This is a genomic window from Serratia proteamaculans (assembly GCF_008830365.1).
Taxonomy (GTDB): Bacteria; Pseudomonadota; Gammaproteobacteria; order Enterobacterales; family Enterobacteriaceae; genus Serratia; species Serratia proteamaculans.
In genome coordinates, this window is record NZ_WBKI01000001.1 from 832,827 (window position 1) to 850,256 (window position 17,430).

A 17,430-nucleotide genomic window follows, 5' to 3' on the forward strand; every position below is an offset into this window, starting at 1 on the left:
TCGTCTCAACCCTCAGGTTATCGCCGCGCAGGTTTACCTGTGAGCAATATGACGTCGTTCACAAAAGCCCGGCTATGGCGGATTGTATTGCCGTGTGACCCCGGTTACTCTTAACTGGTGTTCCCCTAAAGATAAGTGACTGATGTTTTGAAGAATGATGAGATCACTGCCACCAAACGCAAAAACGACCCCGTTGGCCTGAAGCAGCGTATTTTCGCTGCGGCGCTGACCGAGTTCGCCGAGGCCGGCCTGAAAGGCGCCCGCATGGAAAACATTGCCGAGCACGCGGCCACCACCAAACGCATGGTGGTTTATCACTTCAAGACCAAGGAATCGCTGTACCTGGAGGTACTGGAACACGTATATCAGCACATCCGTGCGCACGAAATGGGGTTGGATCTGCAGGCATTACCGCCGGTGGCGGCCATGACAAGGTTGGTCGAAGAAAGCTTTAACTATCATGCGGAGCACCCCGACTTCATCCGGGTGATTTGCATGGAAAACATGATGCGCGGTCAGTATATCCGCCAGTCGCCACGTATTAAGGCATTGAATCAGAGCGCCCTGACCCTGCTGGAAGATATTTTGCAGCGCGGCAAGCAAGGGCGAGAGTTCACCCCAGACGCCAGCGCCACAGATGTGCATCGTTTGATCAGCAGCCTGTGTTTCCACTACGTCGCTAACCAGTACACCTTTAATACACTGTTTGAAAACCATGAGCCGCAGGAAGATCAGGCTCGTCACATCCGTCGGTTAGCCGTTGTGGCAACCCTGCGTTATTTGGCTCTGTAAGCACGGAGACTGTGATGACCAAGACCTCATCCGGCGAAGAGATCGCCGCGCCTGATAGTTCACTGTCCGCCGCCAGGGGCGATCCCAATTTTATGGCGTCGCCGGCCCGGGGGCTTGAGGTGATCCAGGCTTTTACCCCGCAACTGCCGATCCTGCTGGAAGGCGCAGAGGAGCTTTCGCTACTCACTCATTAAATCGACTGGTGCGCGGTGGCCAAATACTTGGTCATCTCCGCCTCAGGCACCATACCGCCGCCGGTGGCCCACACCAGGTGGGTGGCATTGTTCATCTGTTCCGCATTCAGCCCCTGGCTCGCCAACCATTCGACATCAGCCGTGACTCGCCATGGGCCCGGCATGCCTGCCAGCGCCGAAGGTTCGAGCTGAATGTGCTCATGGCTGTCCAGCAGCCCCAGCAGTGCAAACATCTCGCGGTCACTGAGAGTGTAAAAACCGGAAAGCAGCCGCTCCATGGCACGGCCGACAAAGCCGGATGCGCGCCCTACCGCCAGCCCATCCGCCGCCGTCTGATTATCGATACCCAGATCCTGCACCGCGATGCCATCGTGCAGGCCGGTATGCACCCCCAACAGCATACAAGGTGAATGCGTCGGCTCGGCAAAGATGCAGTGTACATGATCGCCAAAGGCCAGTTTCAGCCCAAACGCCACCCCGCCAGGGCCACCGCCGACGCCGCAAGGCAGGTAAACGAACAACGGGTGCTGAGCATCCACCTTGACGCCGCTGTCGGCAAACTGCCGCTTCAGACGGCCACCGGCCACGGCATAACCCAGGAACAGCGTCTGTGAGTTCTCGTCATCAATAAAGAAACAGCGCGGATCGCTCGCCGCCTGCAAACGGCCCTGTTCCACGGCAACGCCATAATCTTGCGCGTACTCCACCACGTTGACACCATTCTCACGCAGCTTTTGCTTTTTCCATTCGCGGGCGTCGGCCGACATGTGCACGCTGACGCTGAAACCCAACCGGGCGCTGATAATACCGATCGACATCCCCAGATTACCGGTCGACCCCACGGCAATGCGGTAACCGCTGAAGAATTCACGGAACGCCTCCGAGAACAAGCTGGCGTAGTTATCCGTCAGTTGCAGCAGGCCCGCGGCCAGCGCCAGTTTTTCTGCATGCGCCAGCACCTCGTAGATGCCGCCGCGTGCCTTGATCGAGCCGGAAATCGGCAGATGGCTGTCTTTTTTCAGCAGTAAGCGGCCAGCCAGCGTCAGGCCATAGCGCTGATCGAGCGCAGTTTGCATCGCAGGAAGGGCGACTACTTCGGACTCGATCACTCCGTGGGTGACACGAGTTTCCGGGAAGGCAGCACTCAGATAAGGGGCAAAACGGGCCAGCCGTTGCTCTGCATCGCTCACGTCGCTGGCGTCAAGCCCTACAAACGGCAACCCGACCTGCAAAGTGGTCGCTCGCGGGTTGAACCAGGTCACTGGTTTAAGCTCGATCAGTTCCTGCACCAGTGGGAATTGCGTAACCAACTGCTGAATCTGTGTCTTTTCCATGATTGTTCTCTGCGCTGCATAAAGGTTAGCCCTAGGGTGCAGCGATTTGCTCAGGCTGACAAATGATAAAAACTCAACCTTGGGTGAGCAGTATTGATGCAAAAAGATGATTTGCGTCAATTTTTCGCTCACATTGATTCCTTGAGTGACAGAAAATCACCTTAAGTGCCCCGCAACAAAAAAGAGACTGCGGGGCATTAACGCACCGACTCTTACCCGCGAGCCGCTGCTTCCAGTCCGGCGATATCCAGTTTGACCATCTGTAACATCGCTTCGGTGACCCTGCGCACCTTGACGCTGTCAGGATCACTCATCAGCTCTGACAGGCGTTTCGGGACAATCTGCCAGCTCAGCCCCCAGCGATCGCGCAGCCAACCACACTGCTCAACCTGGCCACCGTCACTCAATGCTTCCCATAAGCGGTCCACTTCGGCCTGATCGACACATTCGACCATAATGGAAAAGCTGTGATTGAAGGGATCCAAAGGACCGGCTTCAATCGCCGCATAGCGCTGATCGCCAAGGGTAAATGACGCCAGCTTGACACTGCCGGCCGGTCCGCTGGGGGTATCGGCAGGCAAGGTGGACTGCCAGGTCAGGGAGGAACCGGGGATTAAAGCCACGTAGCAACGCAACGCCGCTTCCATGTCTTTCTCAAACCACAGGTGTTGGGTAATTTTCACGATCCCCCTCCGCTACTGGTCCAGAATAGTTTCGAAGCCGCCGAAAATCATGCGTTTACCGTCAAACGGCATTTGGTCGCCGAATGCCTTCATCCTCGGATCGGTCATCATTTTCTGACTTGCGGCATCGCGGACCTCTTTTGACGGATATTCGATCCAACTGAACACAACCACCTCGTCGGCTTCAGCCTTAACCGCGCCGCGAAAATCGGTGACTTTTCCATCGGGAACATCATTGCCCCAGCATTCGACGATCCGCGTAGCACCGAACTCTTTAAATAACGGTGCAGTCGCGGCGGCCAGTTTTTTGTACGCCTCCTTATTGGCGGCCGGCACCGCCACAACAAAACCTTCTACATATTTCATCGGAGTGTCCTCTTGTCGGTTCGACAGTCGGGTTGGCGCCGGCGGAGCTGCCTGCGCCCTCTTCCATTTTAGACCCCATTAGCGGGGTCAACCATTAAGCACAGCGACGGGTTTCAAAGCTCGGAGTCAATACGTTGCGCAGTTATGGCGTAGCGACCCGGTTGCGACCGCTATTTTTGGCTTTGTAGACCGCCAGATCGGCGATTTTCAGCAGGTTGTCCAGATTTTGCCCGGCTCCGCCGATGCAGGTAACCATGCCGATACTGACGGTGATCTGCAGCGGTGTACCGGCTGGCATGGTGATAGATTCGATTTCAACCCGGCGCCGCAGGCGTTCGGCCAACAACAGCGCATCCTGTAGCTGTGCGATCGGTGAAACGATCGCAAACTCTTCTCCGCCCATGCGGCCAAAAAGGTCGTTATCACGCAGATCGGCAGTAATGGTACGGGTAAAAGACAGTAATGCCGTATCGCCGCCAGCATGACCAAAGCGGTCATTGATCGATTTAAAGTAGTCGATGTCCAGCATCATGATGCAGATCCGCTCGCCCTTTTGACTCACCAGCCTGGTACCGCGCTGCATAAAGGCGCTGCGAGTCAATACGTGGGTCAGCGCATCATGGTTCGCCACGTGCTCAAGTTTGCGCAGCAGTGCATTGCGGGCAAAGTTCATGCTGGCAACGGCAATAGGACCCAGTGCCAATAGCGCCACACCAAGACGCATCGACACCGTATTTTGCAGCATTTTCATATCGAGGTTAGTGGTGATCAGGCCCAGATCGATCGCCAAATGGCACCATATCACATAGGCCAACACGGTGATCATGGTGGTGAACAGGGAGAAAGACATCGCCAACCACAGCAAGATTGGCATCGGGAAGATCACCGCGCCGGGGCCGCCAATCAGGATGCTACAGATGCAGGCCAACAGCAGCAGGATTAACACCGCCATTTTTCTGCAGGTGCTATACCACTGGTTACGCAGGGTGATCGCCTGGACGATACTGCGCAGATAGATTTTCCCGTCTGTCGGGAAGGCCAGAATAAACGGCATCAGCGTGATGTAATTAGTGAATTCTGACGACAGCCACAACGCCAATGAGGGTAAGTACTGGCGATCAAACAGCAGCACCGAAGCCCCGGCCCCGAGGATCCCCGTAGCCATCGCGCTCACCAGGCAGATGGCGAACAGAAAAATACTGGATGAGGTGCGTTCCAGAGTTCTTACCTGCGGCGATAAACGCATAAACAGATAAAACCCGACCGCCACGCCGGCGATATTGGCACCATTGAGCAATATGGCTTTGCCGGGCGTACTACCGGTGATCAAATCCGCAGCCAAATAGCCCAGCACCGCCATCACCCACCCCACACGGCTGGCAAGCACCGGATAACGCACCAACATCGCCAGCAATACCGCATTGGTTGGCCAGAACGCCGACAACAGGCCAGTCGGGCGGCTTTCAATGCCAAAGATGCAGGTGGCAAACACCAGCAGAAAGACGATCAGCGCAGGCTGTATTTTTGTGGCGACAGGTAACTCAGTGGTGTGCATCTTGCTTCCAGGGGCTTACGAAGAATACGGATAAAATCCTGCCTGCATGACGGTGGCCATAAGCCTGCCGGTCATGTCTGACCACGAGTGTAAATTGAGCAGCCAGCCTGACATTATTGCTACTTTTCTCAGACCTGGCATCCGTTAATTGAAAATTTAAAAATATGATTATGTATCAATCTGTAGCCTCAGGCTTTGGGATGATTTACAGGGGGTACTGCTCTGGTGAGCGGGAGTCGGCGGGATTATCTGCAAGCAAATTAAAAACACCCTGGAGGGTTCACAGGGTGTCGAGAGGTCAACTGTCATGCCAGAGTGAACCAGCAGGAAAGACAGTTACAAACGTTGTCTGCGGCGTGCCGCTATTTCAGTTTCAGCATCTTCCCGAGCAGAATATCGGTTGATTCGAGCATATCCGTATCGATGCCGGCGGAAGGTGTGAAGGTCAATTCGCCAAAAATGGGTTTGCCGTTGTCGATATAAAAATCAACGCGGACAAATTCAAAAGGCTCAGATAATTTTTTGGCGTACTCAAACAGCGCGTCATAACCTTCGGGTTTCACAAAAGCATCGATCTCTTGCTGGCTGAGCGCCAGACAATCCTGGCTGTAGCAGAGAAACGTAAAGTCTTTATCAAAAAAGTAATATTTCGGCATCCCGGTTTCTCTACCGACACAAAGTAATGTGCAGTAAGGAACACCATGGAAGCAGTATATTTTATAGTCATCAGGGCCATGACCACCTGATGAGGCTATAAACTTCTCGCCTATTATTTTTTTAGTGATCTTCTTGTAGTTTAACTCCGCATAGACCTTCCAGTAGTCCTCTTTCATCCAGCTTTCAATGGTTTTAGAGGCTTGTACGGTATCCAGTGACTTTTTATCCTGGCAAATCAGGTTGTAACCAGAGCCGTGGTTGCCCTTAATCACAAACTTGTCAGGTAACGATTCCCACGGGATCTCATGAGCTGAATCGCAGGCGAAGTAAAGCTCATTGAGTATTTCCTCACAGCCTTTCGCTTTCAAATACTCCCTGACGGCATATTTATCAGCACATTGCGTCACCAGTGCATTGTTACTGTAATCATTAAGCTTGAGATAATTTATCTTCTCGTTCCAGGTCATCGGCGGGTTTAGATTTAATTTTTTCCCGAATGCTTTTTGGTAGATAAATTTGGTCTTGAGGGTCGGCGCAAATGTAGCCAACTGATTCATGATAAATTTGTTAATGTGTTTTCTCATACAACCTGTCTTATCATTTGATAAAAGTATTAAAACGGCTCCTGGCAGGAACCCAAGAAAGTTAAAGCGATTGGCTGTTATTGCTCACTGCGCCATTGAATCATCGCCGGTGCCGTACTCAGATCAAATTGGCTATTACCTAAAACCCGGTTGAGGATACGGGCCGATCGCCAGGCCATCAGGCTGAGTTGAGGGTCAGCAATACCGTGGTGGTGCATGCTGGCGTTGACGGCAAACAAAGCATTCTCATGGACCCCTTCCCGTTCAAGGGTAAAATCCGAGGCAATGCGATATTGTCCATCCGCGTCGGTTAACACTCGGTCAGCCAGGGATTCAAGAAATGCCGGGCGGGCCTGCGCATAACCGGTAGCAAAGATCACCACGTCGGCATCAAGAGTCTCACGCCCTTGATCAAGATGATGCAGTGTCTCTAGCTGATAAGAATTGTTTTTGGCATTAAGGGCCGTAACGGAACGGCTGGGCAGCAGTCGTACCCATCGTTTATCCCGAAGGACATCGAAGCGGTGATACATGGCGCGATAAATGGCCAAAAGCGACTCGCTGGTGATCCCATCGGAGGTCATTTTTTGTTCGCGCAGCATCTGCTGTTTGGCCGTGTTGCCAAGCGTGTAGAAGTCCTCGACATAATCGGGGGTAAAATACTCGTTGGCAAATGCAGCTTCATCAAGGGCGTTATAGTTGTTACGCCGGGAGATCCAACTTAGCTGTTCCGGCTGGCCCCATTCCCCCTGGAAAACATTTAGGAACAGATCGGCCCCGCTTTGACCGCCGCCCACAATGGCCACACGTTTTCCGCTAAGGTTTGGCTGACGAAACATCATTTCGCTGGCGTGAAAACATTGATCGTTTTGTTCGGTCACACAGTCGGGCAGTTTGACTTGCTTGCCAATACCCACGCAGACATGTTTGGCGTGAAATACCTCATTCTGGGTGGTGACAACAAACTGCCGCTGTTGGTCATCAAACTCCACGCGCTGAACGTCCTGGTTAAAAACCAGTGAATCCAGGCCCGTTGCCGCCCAGCTAAGATAGTCGGCAAACTCTTCTCGTGACACGGTGCGTTGTTCTGTCGTCAGGAAGCGGTAGAATTTTTTTCTTTTCACCAGATAGTTGAGAAAACTATAAGGGTTGGTTGGCGAGACGGCCGTCACCAAATCTTTCAAAAAGTTGGTCTGCATACTGCAATCTGCCAGGATCATACCTGGGTGCCAGGAAAAATGCGGTTTGCGCTCGAGGAATTTACAATTAAAACCTTCGATTTCGCTACCAAGCGCAGCAATACTGAGGTTGGACGGACCGATGCCAATACCGATAAAGTCCAAACACTGGTTCATTGTGTATGCTCCTGAATGTATATACTTACAGATATGTATTCTGTGTTTTGGAAAGTGACGGCCAAAATTTAAAAGATCAAAATGGCCCCAACATCCCGTCATTTTATTTTCACAAAATTCCGAACATATCTTGCCTTTGAAAACTCATTTTTATTTAAATGAAAACTTCGCGGAGCCATAAACAAGGAGCGCTTTGGAAGCGAACCTCCAGGAAATGAAAATCAATGGGCATCAGATAAATGGGTAGCATATCCCTATGTTAATCTGCCTATTTCGCCCGACATCATCCTTGATTAGACACAGCCAAATCAGAGTAGCGCTAAAGTTGAAAGCTGGCATGTGAAAAAAAATAATATTAAAGGAATAGACCGATTTGTTAATATGAAATTAAAAGTGAAATCGTAAAAAATCATAAAATTTCACTTCGGTTTAGCTAACGTTGTAGTCAGGACAGCACCAGATAAATGCTTTCGCCAAAACAAATTTAAAATAAAATCGTTAAATATCAACAAACTGTATGAAACTCATGGCTTCAGAGCAAAAATCAAACAGAAGTCTGTATGGTTTTTAGTCATTTATGCCATCGCATACGCCAGTGTGTGAGATTTTAAATCCAGGGCGGGGTTTTTCAGATGTTTTTCTATCGCAGTGCCTGTATGGGGAATGTTAACCCTCACTCCCCAGCATTAAAATGGGGCAAGTCGTATATTTAATGATTCGTAAGGGAAGTAATTAATGGGGAAAGCTGGAGAATTAAAATAACTTTCCCACCAAATTAATTTAGGATGGATATTAATCCATTCCGATATAAATCCCTACTGATAGATCCGCGCCTCAAAAGGGCGAAGTGTTTGTCGCTCACCTTCTTGGGGATAATTACTCAGTAGCAACGCTCTTTTTCCCAACGATAAATCCTGAGCGTCAATTTGCTGAGTTTCAGCGCTCAGGTTGCACAGTACCAACACTTGTCGCTCATCCTGGCTACGGAAATAGGCGTAAATATGCGGATGTGCCGCCAGTTGTAATTGGTAACGCCCGTAAACCCACAGCGGATCCTGCTTGCGCAGGTGGATTAACGCCCGGTAAAAATTCAGTACCGAGTCGGGTTCTTCACGCTGACGTGCCACGTTGATTTGCTGATAATTGGCATTCACCGCAAACCACGGTTTGGCAAGGCTAAAACCTGCGTTGGGGCTGTCGTCCCACTGCATCGGTGTGCGTGAGTTATCGCGTCCGCTGCGGCTGAGGAACGTCAGGATCTGCGCTTCCTCCATACCCTGCTCCTGCAGTTTGGCGAAGCGGTTTCTGGCAGCGATATCGTTAAAATCGGCCAGACGGTTGAAGCGGGTGTTGGTCATCCCCAGTTCCTGCCCCTGGTAGATAAACGGCGTTCCCTGCATCAGGAAATACATCGCCGCGATGGCGGTGGCACTTTCGCGCCAGTACCGCTTGTCGTCACCCCATTTTGATACCACACGTGGAATATCGTGGTTTTCAACATACAGCGCGTTCCAGCCTTTCCCCTCCAGCAAGGTCTGCCAGCGGGTAAAGATGTTTTTCAGGCCCAGCACGTCGACCCCGGCGTCCGGCGACTGCTGATGGCTGGTTTCCCACAGTTTGACGTGTTCAAACTGGAAGATCATATTCAGGCGGCCATGCTGCTCGCCCACCCAGTCTTCGCCCTGCTCTGCCGAGGCTCCGTTCATTTCCCCCACCGTCATGATGTCATAACGGTTAAACACCTGTTCGCATAGGTCATCGACGTAATCCAGCAGACCTTCGTAGTTAAGGTGTCGTTCGAACGACGGCACGTAGCGCAGCCCTTGCGGGTTGGGCATGTCGGTCAGCCCCGGCTGTTTTTTCATATGGCAGATGGCGTCGATGCGAAAACCGTCAATGCCCTTATCCAGCCACCAGCGCATCATGTCGTACAGCGCCGCCCGCACCTGCGGGTTTTCCCAGTTCAGATCCGGCTGACGCTCAGAGAACAGGTGCAAAAAGTATTGCTCACTGCCGGCATCATATTTCCAGGCCGAACCGTTAAAAATGCTTTCCCAATTGTTGGGCTCTGCGCCGTTTTTTCCCTCGCGCCAGATATACCAGTCGCGCTTGGCGCTGGATTGAGATGACCGGGATTCAATAAACCACGGGTGCTCGTCCGAGGTATGATTAACCACCAGATCCAGAATCAACCGCATACCGCGGGCATGCACCTCGGCCAACAGGCGGTCAAAGTCCGCCATGGTACCGAACTCCGTCATAATGGCCTGATAATCACTGATATCGTAGCCATTGTCGTCGTTCGGCGAGCGATACATCGGACAGATCCAAAGCACGTCAATGCCCAGCCACTGCAAATAATCCAGCCGGGCAGTGATACCGTTCAGATCGCCAATCCCATCGCCGTTAGAATCCATAAAGCTGCGCGGATAGATCTGATAAACCACCGCCTGTTTCCACCAACGCCCCGTTTCTCCACCGCTCATGCCCCTGCTCCCTTAAATTGGTTAATGCGCCTGATCCGACGCCAGAATACGCTGGAATGCCCGCCCCTGACGGTCAAACAGGTAACAGCATTCGACCGGCAGGCGCACGCCCACCCTATCCCCGGCCTTGATGGTCGAACGTTCGGGATTGCGAAGCACCCAGGGTTCACCGGCATTACCGTTATCCAGGTAGAGATAGGTTTCATTACCCATGTGCTCCACGAACATCACTTCGCCCTGAAACTCACACTGTGCCTGTTCACCCCCGCAAATATGCTCCGGGCGAATGCCGACGTTAACGCTTTGGCCTTCCGCCGCCGTCGGCGTGGCGATCGGCAGCACCAGCGCCTTGCCGTTGTCCAGCTCTACCACGCTTTGACGCTCACCTGCACGCCGCAAAATTGCCGGGATCAGGTTCATTTTGGGTGAGCCGATAAACTGAGCGACAAACTCATTGGCCGGCTGGTCATATAACTCCAGCGGTGTGCCTACCTGTTCAACATGCCCCTGGTTCAACACCACAATACGGTCGGCCAGCGTCATGGCTTCAACCTGATCGTGGGTCACATATATAATGGTCGACCCCAGTCGCTTATGCAGCGACGCCACCTCCATGCGCATCTGCACCCGCAGCGATGCATCAAGGTTGGACAAGGGCTCATCGAACAAAAACAGCTTCGGCTCGCGCACGATGGCGCGACCAATCGCCACCCGTTGCCGCTGCCCGCCGGAAAGGTCCTTCGGCCGTCGTTCCAGTAACGGCTCAAGCTGCAAAATGCGCGCACTTTCACGCACCCGGCTGTCGATCTCCGCAGCCGAATGCCCCGCCAACTCCAGCGCAAACGCCATATTTTTATACACGCTCATATGTGGATAAAGTGCGTAAGACTGGAACACCATGCCGATGCCGCGTTCGGCCGGCGTATCATCGTTGACGTAGTTGCCATCGATATACATGCCGCCGCTGCTGATCTCCTCCAGCCCGGCGATCATCCGCAACAGGGTAGATTTGCCGCAGCCGGAGGGCCCGACGATCACCACAAACTCTCCGCTGTTGATCTGCAGATCCAGCGATTTAATAACCTCTGCGTTAGCGCCATAGCGTTTTTGCAGTTTTTCCAGCGTTAGTTGCGCCATATTCCTCCCGTTCGCACCACAGTGGGCAATTAGCGGGACGCCGATCCGCGCCCCGCCATCCGGCTTATTTCAGGTAGTCGAGCCACGGGCCCTGGCGTGAAATCATCACGTCCACCAGTTCGGGGATCGCACGGCATTTGTCGTTAACCGAATCCACCAACAGCGCCTGGATCACCAGATCGCGCGAACCTTCAATCACCGCGTCAGCCGTCAGGTCATGGATGGCGATCTGATTGCTCAACAAGCCACCGATACCGGCGGGCATATCGACCTTGATGCCGTGCACGCCCTTGCTATCGATAATTGCCGGCACTTCAACCGCAATAAACGCCGGCAGCTGTTTGATAAAGCCCTGGTTCGGGATATTGACCGCCGACTCTTCATAACCTGAATCGGTCAGGATCCCTTCCATGATCGGCACCACGCGCTCCTTCAGCTTCAGTTCGATTTTTGGCTGCACATGGCCCAGGTAATTGCGATAGAAGGTGTAAAAATCGAGGATGCCACGGTGGTCGCTGACCTCGCTGGCCCAGCGGATGTACTCACCAAAATGGCTGTCGCCGGTGATCGGCAAGTGGTGGAATTTCTCCAGGATCTCTTTGAACAACGTGCGGTCAGCCCAGGGATAAGCGCTGTCTTTGCCACCCAGCGCATCGCGCTCGGTGCTACCTTCGGTCTGTACCAGTTTGCCGTGGGTGCGAGTGTAAGCCAGGATGTCGCTGTAGCCCGGCAGGCGGGAGAAGTAATCCGGTGCCTTGGCACGTACGTCGGCATAAGCATCTTTACCGCTGTCTTTATAGCTGGCTTCCAGCAGTACGCTAAAGTGGTTAAGCCCGGCGGCACGCAGGGTGAGATTGTCGAACGACGTACCCAGCATTTCCGGCAGATAGCGTTCCAGTGAGGCGATTTCGTGGCACATGCCGACAAAGTTGAGCTGCGGGAAACGACGATGCACGGTGGTGCAGATGCGGCTCATCGGGTTGGAATAGTTAAATATCCAGGCGTTCGGGCAAATATCAGCAACGTCGGCACAGATGTCGAGGATCGGTGGAATAATCCGCAGCGAATGGAACAGGCCACCGGGGCCACCGTTTTCGCCATACACCTGTTGAATGCCATACTGCTGCGGGATTTGCCAGTCGAGATCCCACAGCGCAAAGCGATCCCCTACTTCGATGGAGATAATCACAAATGCCGCCCCGCTTAGCGCCGTTTTGCGATCGGTGGTGGCGCTGACGGTAAACGGCAGATCTTCCGCTGCCAAAAAGTCCCGGGCCGTTTTCTCGGTCACCGCCAGGGCGGCAGGATTGATGTCATGCAGCACAATTTCACTGCCGTACAGCGTCTTGCTCTGGAAGATATCCCCCAGCGTGCCGTAGCCGAATTGCGCGCTGCCTGCACCCACTAAAACGATTTTTGTAGCCATTGGTTTGCTCCTGCTTAGGGTTAATCGAAAATCAGCCTTTTACTGCGCCGTTGGTTAATCCGCTGACGATGCGGCGCTGGAAAATCAGCACCAGTGCGATGATCGGCAGTGTGACGATGACCGAGGCCGCCATGATGGTGCCCCAGGGAAGTTCGTACTGAGAAGCGCCCTGCAGCATGCCAATCGCCACCGGCACGGTGCGTTTGCCGCTGGAGATAACAAAGGTCAGGGCGAACATGAATTCATTCCAGGCACCGATAAAGGCCAATAGCCCAGTGGTTACCAGCGACGGTCCCATAATGGGAGCAAAAATGCGGGTGATGATGGTCCAGGTACCGGCGCCGTCGACGATTGCCGCTTCCTCCAGCTCCGCCGGGATCGCCTTCATAAAGGTGGTCAGCACCCAGACGGTAAACGGCAGTGAGAACGTGGTATAGGACAGCACCAGCGCGCCTAGCGAGTCATACAGCCCCATAAAGCGCACCAGTTCGAACATGCCGGACAGCACTGCCACCTGCGGGAACATCGACACACAAAGGATGGTGAACAGCAGGTATTTGCGGCCACGGAAACGGATGCGCGCCAGGGCGAAGGCGGCGGTGATCGACACCAGCAGGCAGATGCCTACCGTCAGCGTCGCCACCACGATGGAATTCAGCAGGCTGCGGGCAATGCCGTTATCCATCAGCGCGGTCAGGTAATTACCCCAGTGCAGATTGCTCGGCAAATAGGCGACCTGGAACAGATCCTGCCCGGAACGTAACGAGGTGATCAGCGCGTAATAGAATGGAAACAGGCAGATCACGCTGGCCAATGCGGCACTGGTAAAGATTAGCGTCTTATGGCCGTATTTTTGTTGTTGGCGGCTCAGTTTCATGCTTGTTTCTCCTTGTCATTCAGGCGGCCCAGCGTGAGAAAGCAAGCGGCAATGCCCGCCACCATCATAAACACCAGCACCGAAGCGGCAGAGCCGGCACCCATTTCCTGATAACTGACCATGCGATCGCGGGCATAGCCGGATACCGATACCGTGGCCTCGCTGTTGGAGGTCAGCACGTAGATCAGATCAAACACCCGCAGTGCATCCATCACCCGGAAAATCAGCGCGACAATCATCGCCGGCATAATCAGTGGCAGGGTAATGCGGCGGAAGCGCTGCCAGGCGTTGGCCCCATCGACCCGGGCGGCCTCATACAGATCGCCGGGGATCAGTTGCAGCGCGGCCAGCAGCATCAAGGCCATAAACGGCGTGGTTTTCCAGACGTCTGCTATCACCACCGCCCACATCGACAGCCCCGGCTCCGCCACCCAGGCTAACGGCGTGGCGATGATGCCGGTCTTGAGCAACAGGTCATTCACTACCCCGTACTGGTCGTGGAACATCCAGCCCCACATCTTGGCGGAAACAATGGTCGGAATGGCCCAGGGCACCAGAATGGCAGTGCGTACCAACCCTTGACCGCGGAACTTCTGATTCATCAACAGCGCCAGCAGCATGCCGAACACCAGCTCAAGCGACACCGACAGCAGGCTAAAGCGCAGCGTATTGCCCACTGCCAGCCACCAGAGCGGATCTGCCAGCACGCCGTAATGGTGGCCGCCCTCGGTCAGGTCCAGGTAATTGGCGAAACCGACAAAGCGGTAGTCGTCCGGTGCGTCCAGCATGGCATCGGTAAAGCTGTAAAACAGGGTGCGCAGCAACGGCCAGCCCGCCACCGCCGCCAGCAACAGCATCGCCGGGGCCACCAGCAACCAGGCGATACGGCTGCGACGCTGCTGGTGATTAAGCTTGCTGTGTCTTGCCGGCCGTGCCTGCGCGGAAGCAGGCGTGACCGTCAGGGATAAAGCCTCAGTATTGCGTTTCATGCATCAGACTCCGGCGGTTAATGGATGATTGCCCTGCTTTCAACGCCATCCTCTGGCTTTGATCCGCTCCAGTCGCTGCTGTAAATCCGCCACCGCCGTGACACCGTCACTATCACCGCGCAGTACGTTAAAGGTGGCGTTGTAGATAGCCCGGGAGACCTGCGCATACTGCCGTTTGGTTTGGGTAGCTGGGCGTGGCATCGCCTGGGCGAAAATACCCTTGAAGTCCGCTAAATAAGGCGCCTGCGCCAATACCTGTGGATCGTCGTATAACGCGGTGCGTGAAGGTGCCTGGCCCATCAGTGCCAGCGCCCGTTTTTGTGATTCGGCATCGCTGACGATTTTCAGCAACGTGATTGCCGCCTGCGGGTGCCTGGTGTAACCGTTGATCGCCCACTGCCAGCCGCCCAGTGCACTGACCGAGTGCCCGTCGGCCCCTTTCGGCAACGGCATCACGCCCACCTTGCCGCGGATCGCACTGCTGCTGTCCTGCGCCAGGACGTAGGCGTATGGCCAGTTGCGCATAAACATCGCATCGCCGCTCTGGAATAGCGCCCGCGACTCTTCTTCCATGTAACCCAGCGTGCCCTTCGGGGTGATTTTGCCGATCCAGCCGGCGGCCATATCCAGCGCCTGTGCCGCCTGGGGATTATTAATGGTGATATTGCCCTGGGCGTCGATAAAACTGCCGCCGTTCTGCGAAGCCACCCACTCCAGTGCGTTGCAGGTCAACCCCTCATAGGATTTGCCCTGGAACACCAGTCCCCAGAAATTTTTATGACCGGCGGCACGTTCGCCCTGCTGAATGCGGGTGGCAATGCGGGTCAGATCGGCCCAGGTTACCGGCGGTTGCTCAGCGTATTTTTCCAGCAGATCCTTACGGTAGTAGAGCGCACCGCTGTCCAGGTAAGCCGGTACCGCTTTCACACGGCCGTTTACCACGTTGTTTTGCCAGGCGGCGGGGAAGAAATCCTGTTTGATGTCGGCCACACTGTCGGTCAGATCCAACAGGTGTTTGTTCAGCACGCCAATCCATACGGTATCTGCCTGAAACAGATCGATGGCGCTGGCGTCTTTGGCGGCAAACAGTTGCTGGAACAACGACAGCTTTTCATCAGAGGCTGGGGGAAGATCGATAAACTCCAGGGTATAGCCGGTCTGAGCCTCAAAGCGCTGTTTAATCTCATTGCAGTATTGGCGCCCTTCTTTGCTGGGCGCACACTGCATGCGCAGCGTCTCGGCCAGAACCTGACCGGACATCAGCGCCAGGGCGACGGCAACCATACTCGGTATCAATCTTCTCATTGCATCCTCTCTGGTGGCGGCTGGAAATACCGGCATGAGAGCAAGCTATCGAAGGCGGGTCATTGGCGGAAATCGTTTTTCACCGCTACGATATAGAAACTTTCTATACCACCAGTGGAAAATATGATCGTGGACAAAATTCTGCGGCAGTTTATCGAAGTAGCAATGTTCAAAAATGTGAGTCATGCAGCAAACAAGCTTTGCCTGAGCCAGCCGACGCTGACCCACAACATGAAGAAGCTGGAGGAGAATCTGGGGGTGCAGCTGTTGGAGCGCACCTCCACCGGGGTGAAAACCACCGAGTACGGCGATTTACTGCTGGAACAGGCGCAGATGATGCAGCGAATTTATGACAATACGCTGATCAAACTGGCGTTTATCAAGGCGCGTCAGGAGCAGAGCCTGCGCATGGGCACCGGCCATGCCTGGTGGTACATGTTTGTACGTGACAGCTTCAATGCCTACCGCCAACTTCACCCGATGGTGAATATCCATATCGATCTGGGTAACCACCTGCGCCTGATGGATCTGTTATTGGGCGGGGATATCGATTTGTTTATCGGTCACGAAATTCAGGGGTTGACCCCCAAGGCAGGCATCAGCTTTCTGCCGCTGTTCGGTACCCGCGACACCATGTTCGTGCGGCGCGGGCACCCACTGCTGGGCCAACCGGTGGGGCCGGATGCGCTGCTGGACTACTCTTGCGTTGAGCTGACGCCGGATGAAAGCCGCTATCATCATATGGTGGCAGATATGCAGCCGAAAAAGCTGGCGCGCAACCGCCTGCACCTGGCGGAACGGGTGATCTGTTCGACCAACTCGATGATGTCGGCGGTAGATATGATCAACGATTCCGATGCGGTGCTGCTGGCCTATCCTTCTTGTATGGCCGGGTATTTTGCCGAATACGGCATTGAGCCGCTGCAGCTGACGCAGCCAGGCCAACGCTGCACCGTCGGTATTTACCTGATGCGCGAAAAGGCGGATGCGCCCCACGTGGTGCAGATGCAAAGCTTAATGCAGCAACACCTGGAACAGATCCGCCCGCTGCTGTAGTTACTTCTCACCACTCAGCGCGACCAGCGCCTGATACAAGGGTTTGGCATTCCCCGGCCCAACCACCAACTGATACTCGGTGGTTGACTGGGGCGTTTCCACCTCCAGCAAGGCTTTAACGCCCGGCAGGTTATCAATGCTCTGCCGATCCAGTCGCCTGCCATCGTGCAGTTCCGCCCTGATACGGCTGGCGCAGTAGCGCAGTTTGACCAAATTTTCTTCACCACCGAACGCGGCCAGCAGTGATGCCGCCAATTGATGTGTTTCCATTATGCCCCCTGAATGAGATTACCCTATGCAACAACAGCATAGAGCCGACGGGCGGTTGAAGTGAAATTGGTTTCACCCACGCGGATATAGACGCCATCTATAGCGCATCATTGGGCGGTGTGAGTGTCTTTCAGGGCATATACTTAACAGAGTGTTGTGATCGGAGGTAAGTGAAATGAAAGCGATGATCCCCCTGTTTTTACTGCTGATGCTTTCCGGCTGTATGGGCCGGGGCGGCCCGCAGGATGTACCGCCACCGCCGGTGCATAATGATCCACAGACCTGTAATAACTCTTCCGCCAGTGCCAACAGCGACTGCTCGCAGTCCGTGGTACCAGCGATGCACTGAGTTTACTCCTACGTC

At 54.2% G+C, this 17,430-nt stretch carries 16 protein-coding genes and 1 pseudogene; 4 read left to right on the forward strand and 13 right to left on the reverse strand.

The window, feature by feature from the left end:
- The first annotated feature begins 135 nt into the window (after positions 1-135).
- Positions 136-792: a TetR/AcrR family transcriptional regulator gene (locus tag F8R23_RS03955; protein ID WP_369804753.1), complete on the forward strand. Its 657-nt coding sequence runs from the start codon at positions 136-138 to the stop codon at positions 790-792.
- Between the two features lie 14 nt (positions 793-806).
- Positions 807-947, forward strand: a pseudogene (locus tag F8R23_RS03960) (IclR family transcriptional regulator); the annotation flags it as partial.
- A gap of 35 nt (positions 948-982) precedes the next feature.
- Here F8R23_RS03960 and F8R23_RS03965 read toward each other — a convergent pair.
- From F8R23_RS03965 to F8R23_RS04020, 12 genes are all read right to left on the reverse strand, one after another.
- Positions 983-2,320: a D-serine ammonia-lyase gene (locus tag F8R23_RS03965; RefSeq protein ID WP_129934605.1), complete on the reverse strand. Its 1,338-nt coding sequence runs from the start codon at positions 2,318-2,320 to the stop codon at positions 983-985.
- A 212-nt stretch (positions 2,321-2,532) separates the two neighbouring features.
- Positions 2,533-3,003 (reverse strand): VOC family protein, encoded by a 471-nt coding sequence (locus tag F8R23_RS03970; RefSeq protein ID WP_129934604.1) that lies wholly within the window; start codon positions 3,001-3,003, stop codon positions 2,533-2,535.
- A gap of 12 nt (positions 3,004-3,015) precedes the next feature.
- Positions 3,016-3,369, reverse strand: a complete 354-nt coding sequence (locus F8R23_RS03975) for a DUF1428 domain-containing protein (RefSeq protein WP_099062996.1) — start codon at positions 3,367-3,369, stop codon at positions 3,016-3,018.
- A 142-nt stretch (positions 3,370-3,511) separates the two neighbouring features.
- Positions 3,512-4,924: a GGDEF domain-containing protein gene (locus F8R23_RS03980; RefSeq protein WP_129934603.1), complete on the reverse strand. Its 1,413-nt coding sequence runs from the start codon at positions 4,922-4,924 to the stop codon at positions 3,512-3,514.
- 362 nt (positions 4,925-5,286) lie between these two features.
- The gene (locus F8R23_RS03985) at positions 5,287-6,165 is read right to left on the reverse strand and encodes an ATP-grasp fold amidoligase family protein (RefSeq protein WP_129934602.1); all 879 of its coding nucleotides are present in this window, start codon (positions 6,163-6,165) and stop codon (positions 5,287-5,289) included.
- Positions 6,166-6,242: 77 nt separating this feature from the next.
- Entirely contained in the window at positions 6,243-7,520 is a 1,278-nt protein-coding gene (locus F8R23_RS03990; RefSeq protein ID WP_129934601.1) for a lysine N(6)-hydroxylase/L-ornithine N(5)-oxygenase family protein, read from the reverse strand.
- Between the two features lie 815 nt (positions 7,521-8,335).
- Positions 8,336-10,006, reverse strand: coding sequence for a glycoside hydrolase family 13 protein (locus F8R23_RS03995; RefSeq protein WP_151415300.1), 1,671 nt, complete (start codon positions 10,004-10,006; stop codon positions 8,336-8,338).
- A gap of 21 nt (positions 10,007-10,027) precedes the next feature.
- Entirely contained in the window at positions 10,028-11,143 is a 1,116-nt protein-coding gene (locus tag F8R23_RS04000) for an ABC transporter ATP-binding protein (protein ID WP_151415301.1), read from the reverse strand.
- Positions 11,144-11,207: 64 nt separating this feature from the next.
- Positions 11,208-12,569, reverse strand: a complete 1,362-nt coding sequence (locus tag F8R23_RS04005) for a family 4 glycosyl hydrolase (RefSeq protein ID WP_129938172.1) — start codon at positions 12,567-12,569, stop codon at positions 11,208-11,210.
- 31 nt (positions 12,570-12,600) lie between these two features.
- Complete coding sequence (locus F8R23_RS04010) at positions 12,601-13,446, reverse strand: carbohydrate ABC transporter permease (protein WP_129934598.1); 846 nt, start codon at positions 13,444-13,446, stop codon at positions 12,601-12,603.
- Positions 13,443-14,435, reverse strand: a complete 993-nt coding sequence (locus F8R23_RS04015) for a carbohydrate ABC transporter permease (RefSeq protein WP_151415302.1) — start codon at positions 14,433-14,435, stop codon at positions 13,443-13,445. Before F8R23_RS04015 ends, F8R23_RS04010 begins: the two co-directional genes overlap by 4 nt.
- A gap of 39 nt (positions 14,436-14,474) precedes the next feature.
- Positions 14,475-15,740 carry an ABC transporter substrate-binding protein gene (locus F8R23_RS04020; protein ID WP_129934596.1) on the reverse strand — a complete coding sequence of 422 codons (1,266 nt, stop codon included), beginning with the start codon at positions 15,738-15,740 and terminating at the stop codon, positions 14,475-14,477.
- A 123-nt stretch (positions 15,741-15,863) separates the two neighbouring features.
- Between F8R23_RS04020 and F8R23_RS04025 the strand changes: the two genes are divergently transcribed.
- Positions 15,864-16,796, forward strand: coding sequence for a LysR family transcriptional regulator (locus tag F8R23_RS04025; RefSeq protein WP_151415303.1), 933 nt, complete (start codon positions 15,864-15,866; stop codon positions 16,794-16,796).
- On the opposite strand, the gene F8R23_RS04030 is transcribed toward F8R23_RS04025, so the two are convergent.
- On the reverse strand, positions 16,797-17,066 hold the full coding sequence (locus F8R23_RS04030) for a PTS sugar transporter subunit IIB (RefSeq protein WP_129934594.1): 270 nt from the start codon (positions 17,064-17,066) through the stop codon (positions 16,797-16,799).
- A 175-nt stretch (positions 17,067-17,241) separates the two neighbouring features.
- Between F8R23_RS04030 and F8R23_RS24140 the strand changes: the two genes are divergently transcribed.
- The gene (locus F8R23_RS24140) at positions 17,242-17,415 is read left to right on the forward strand and encodes a hypothetical protein (RefSeq protein WP_165366349.1); all 174 of its coding nucleotides are present in this window, start codon (positions 17,242-17,244) and stop codon (positions 17,413-17,415) included.
- Positions 17,416-17,430: the final 15 nt, after the last annotated feature.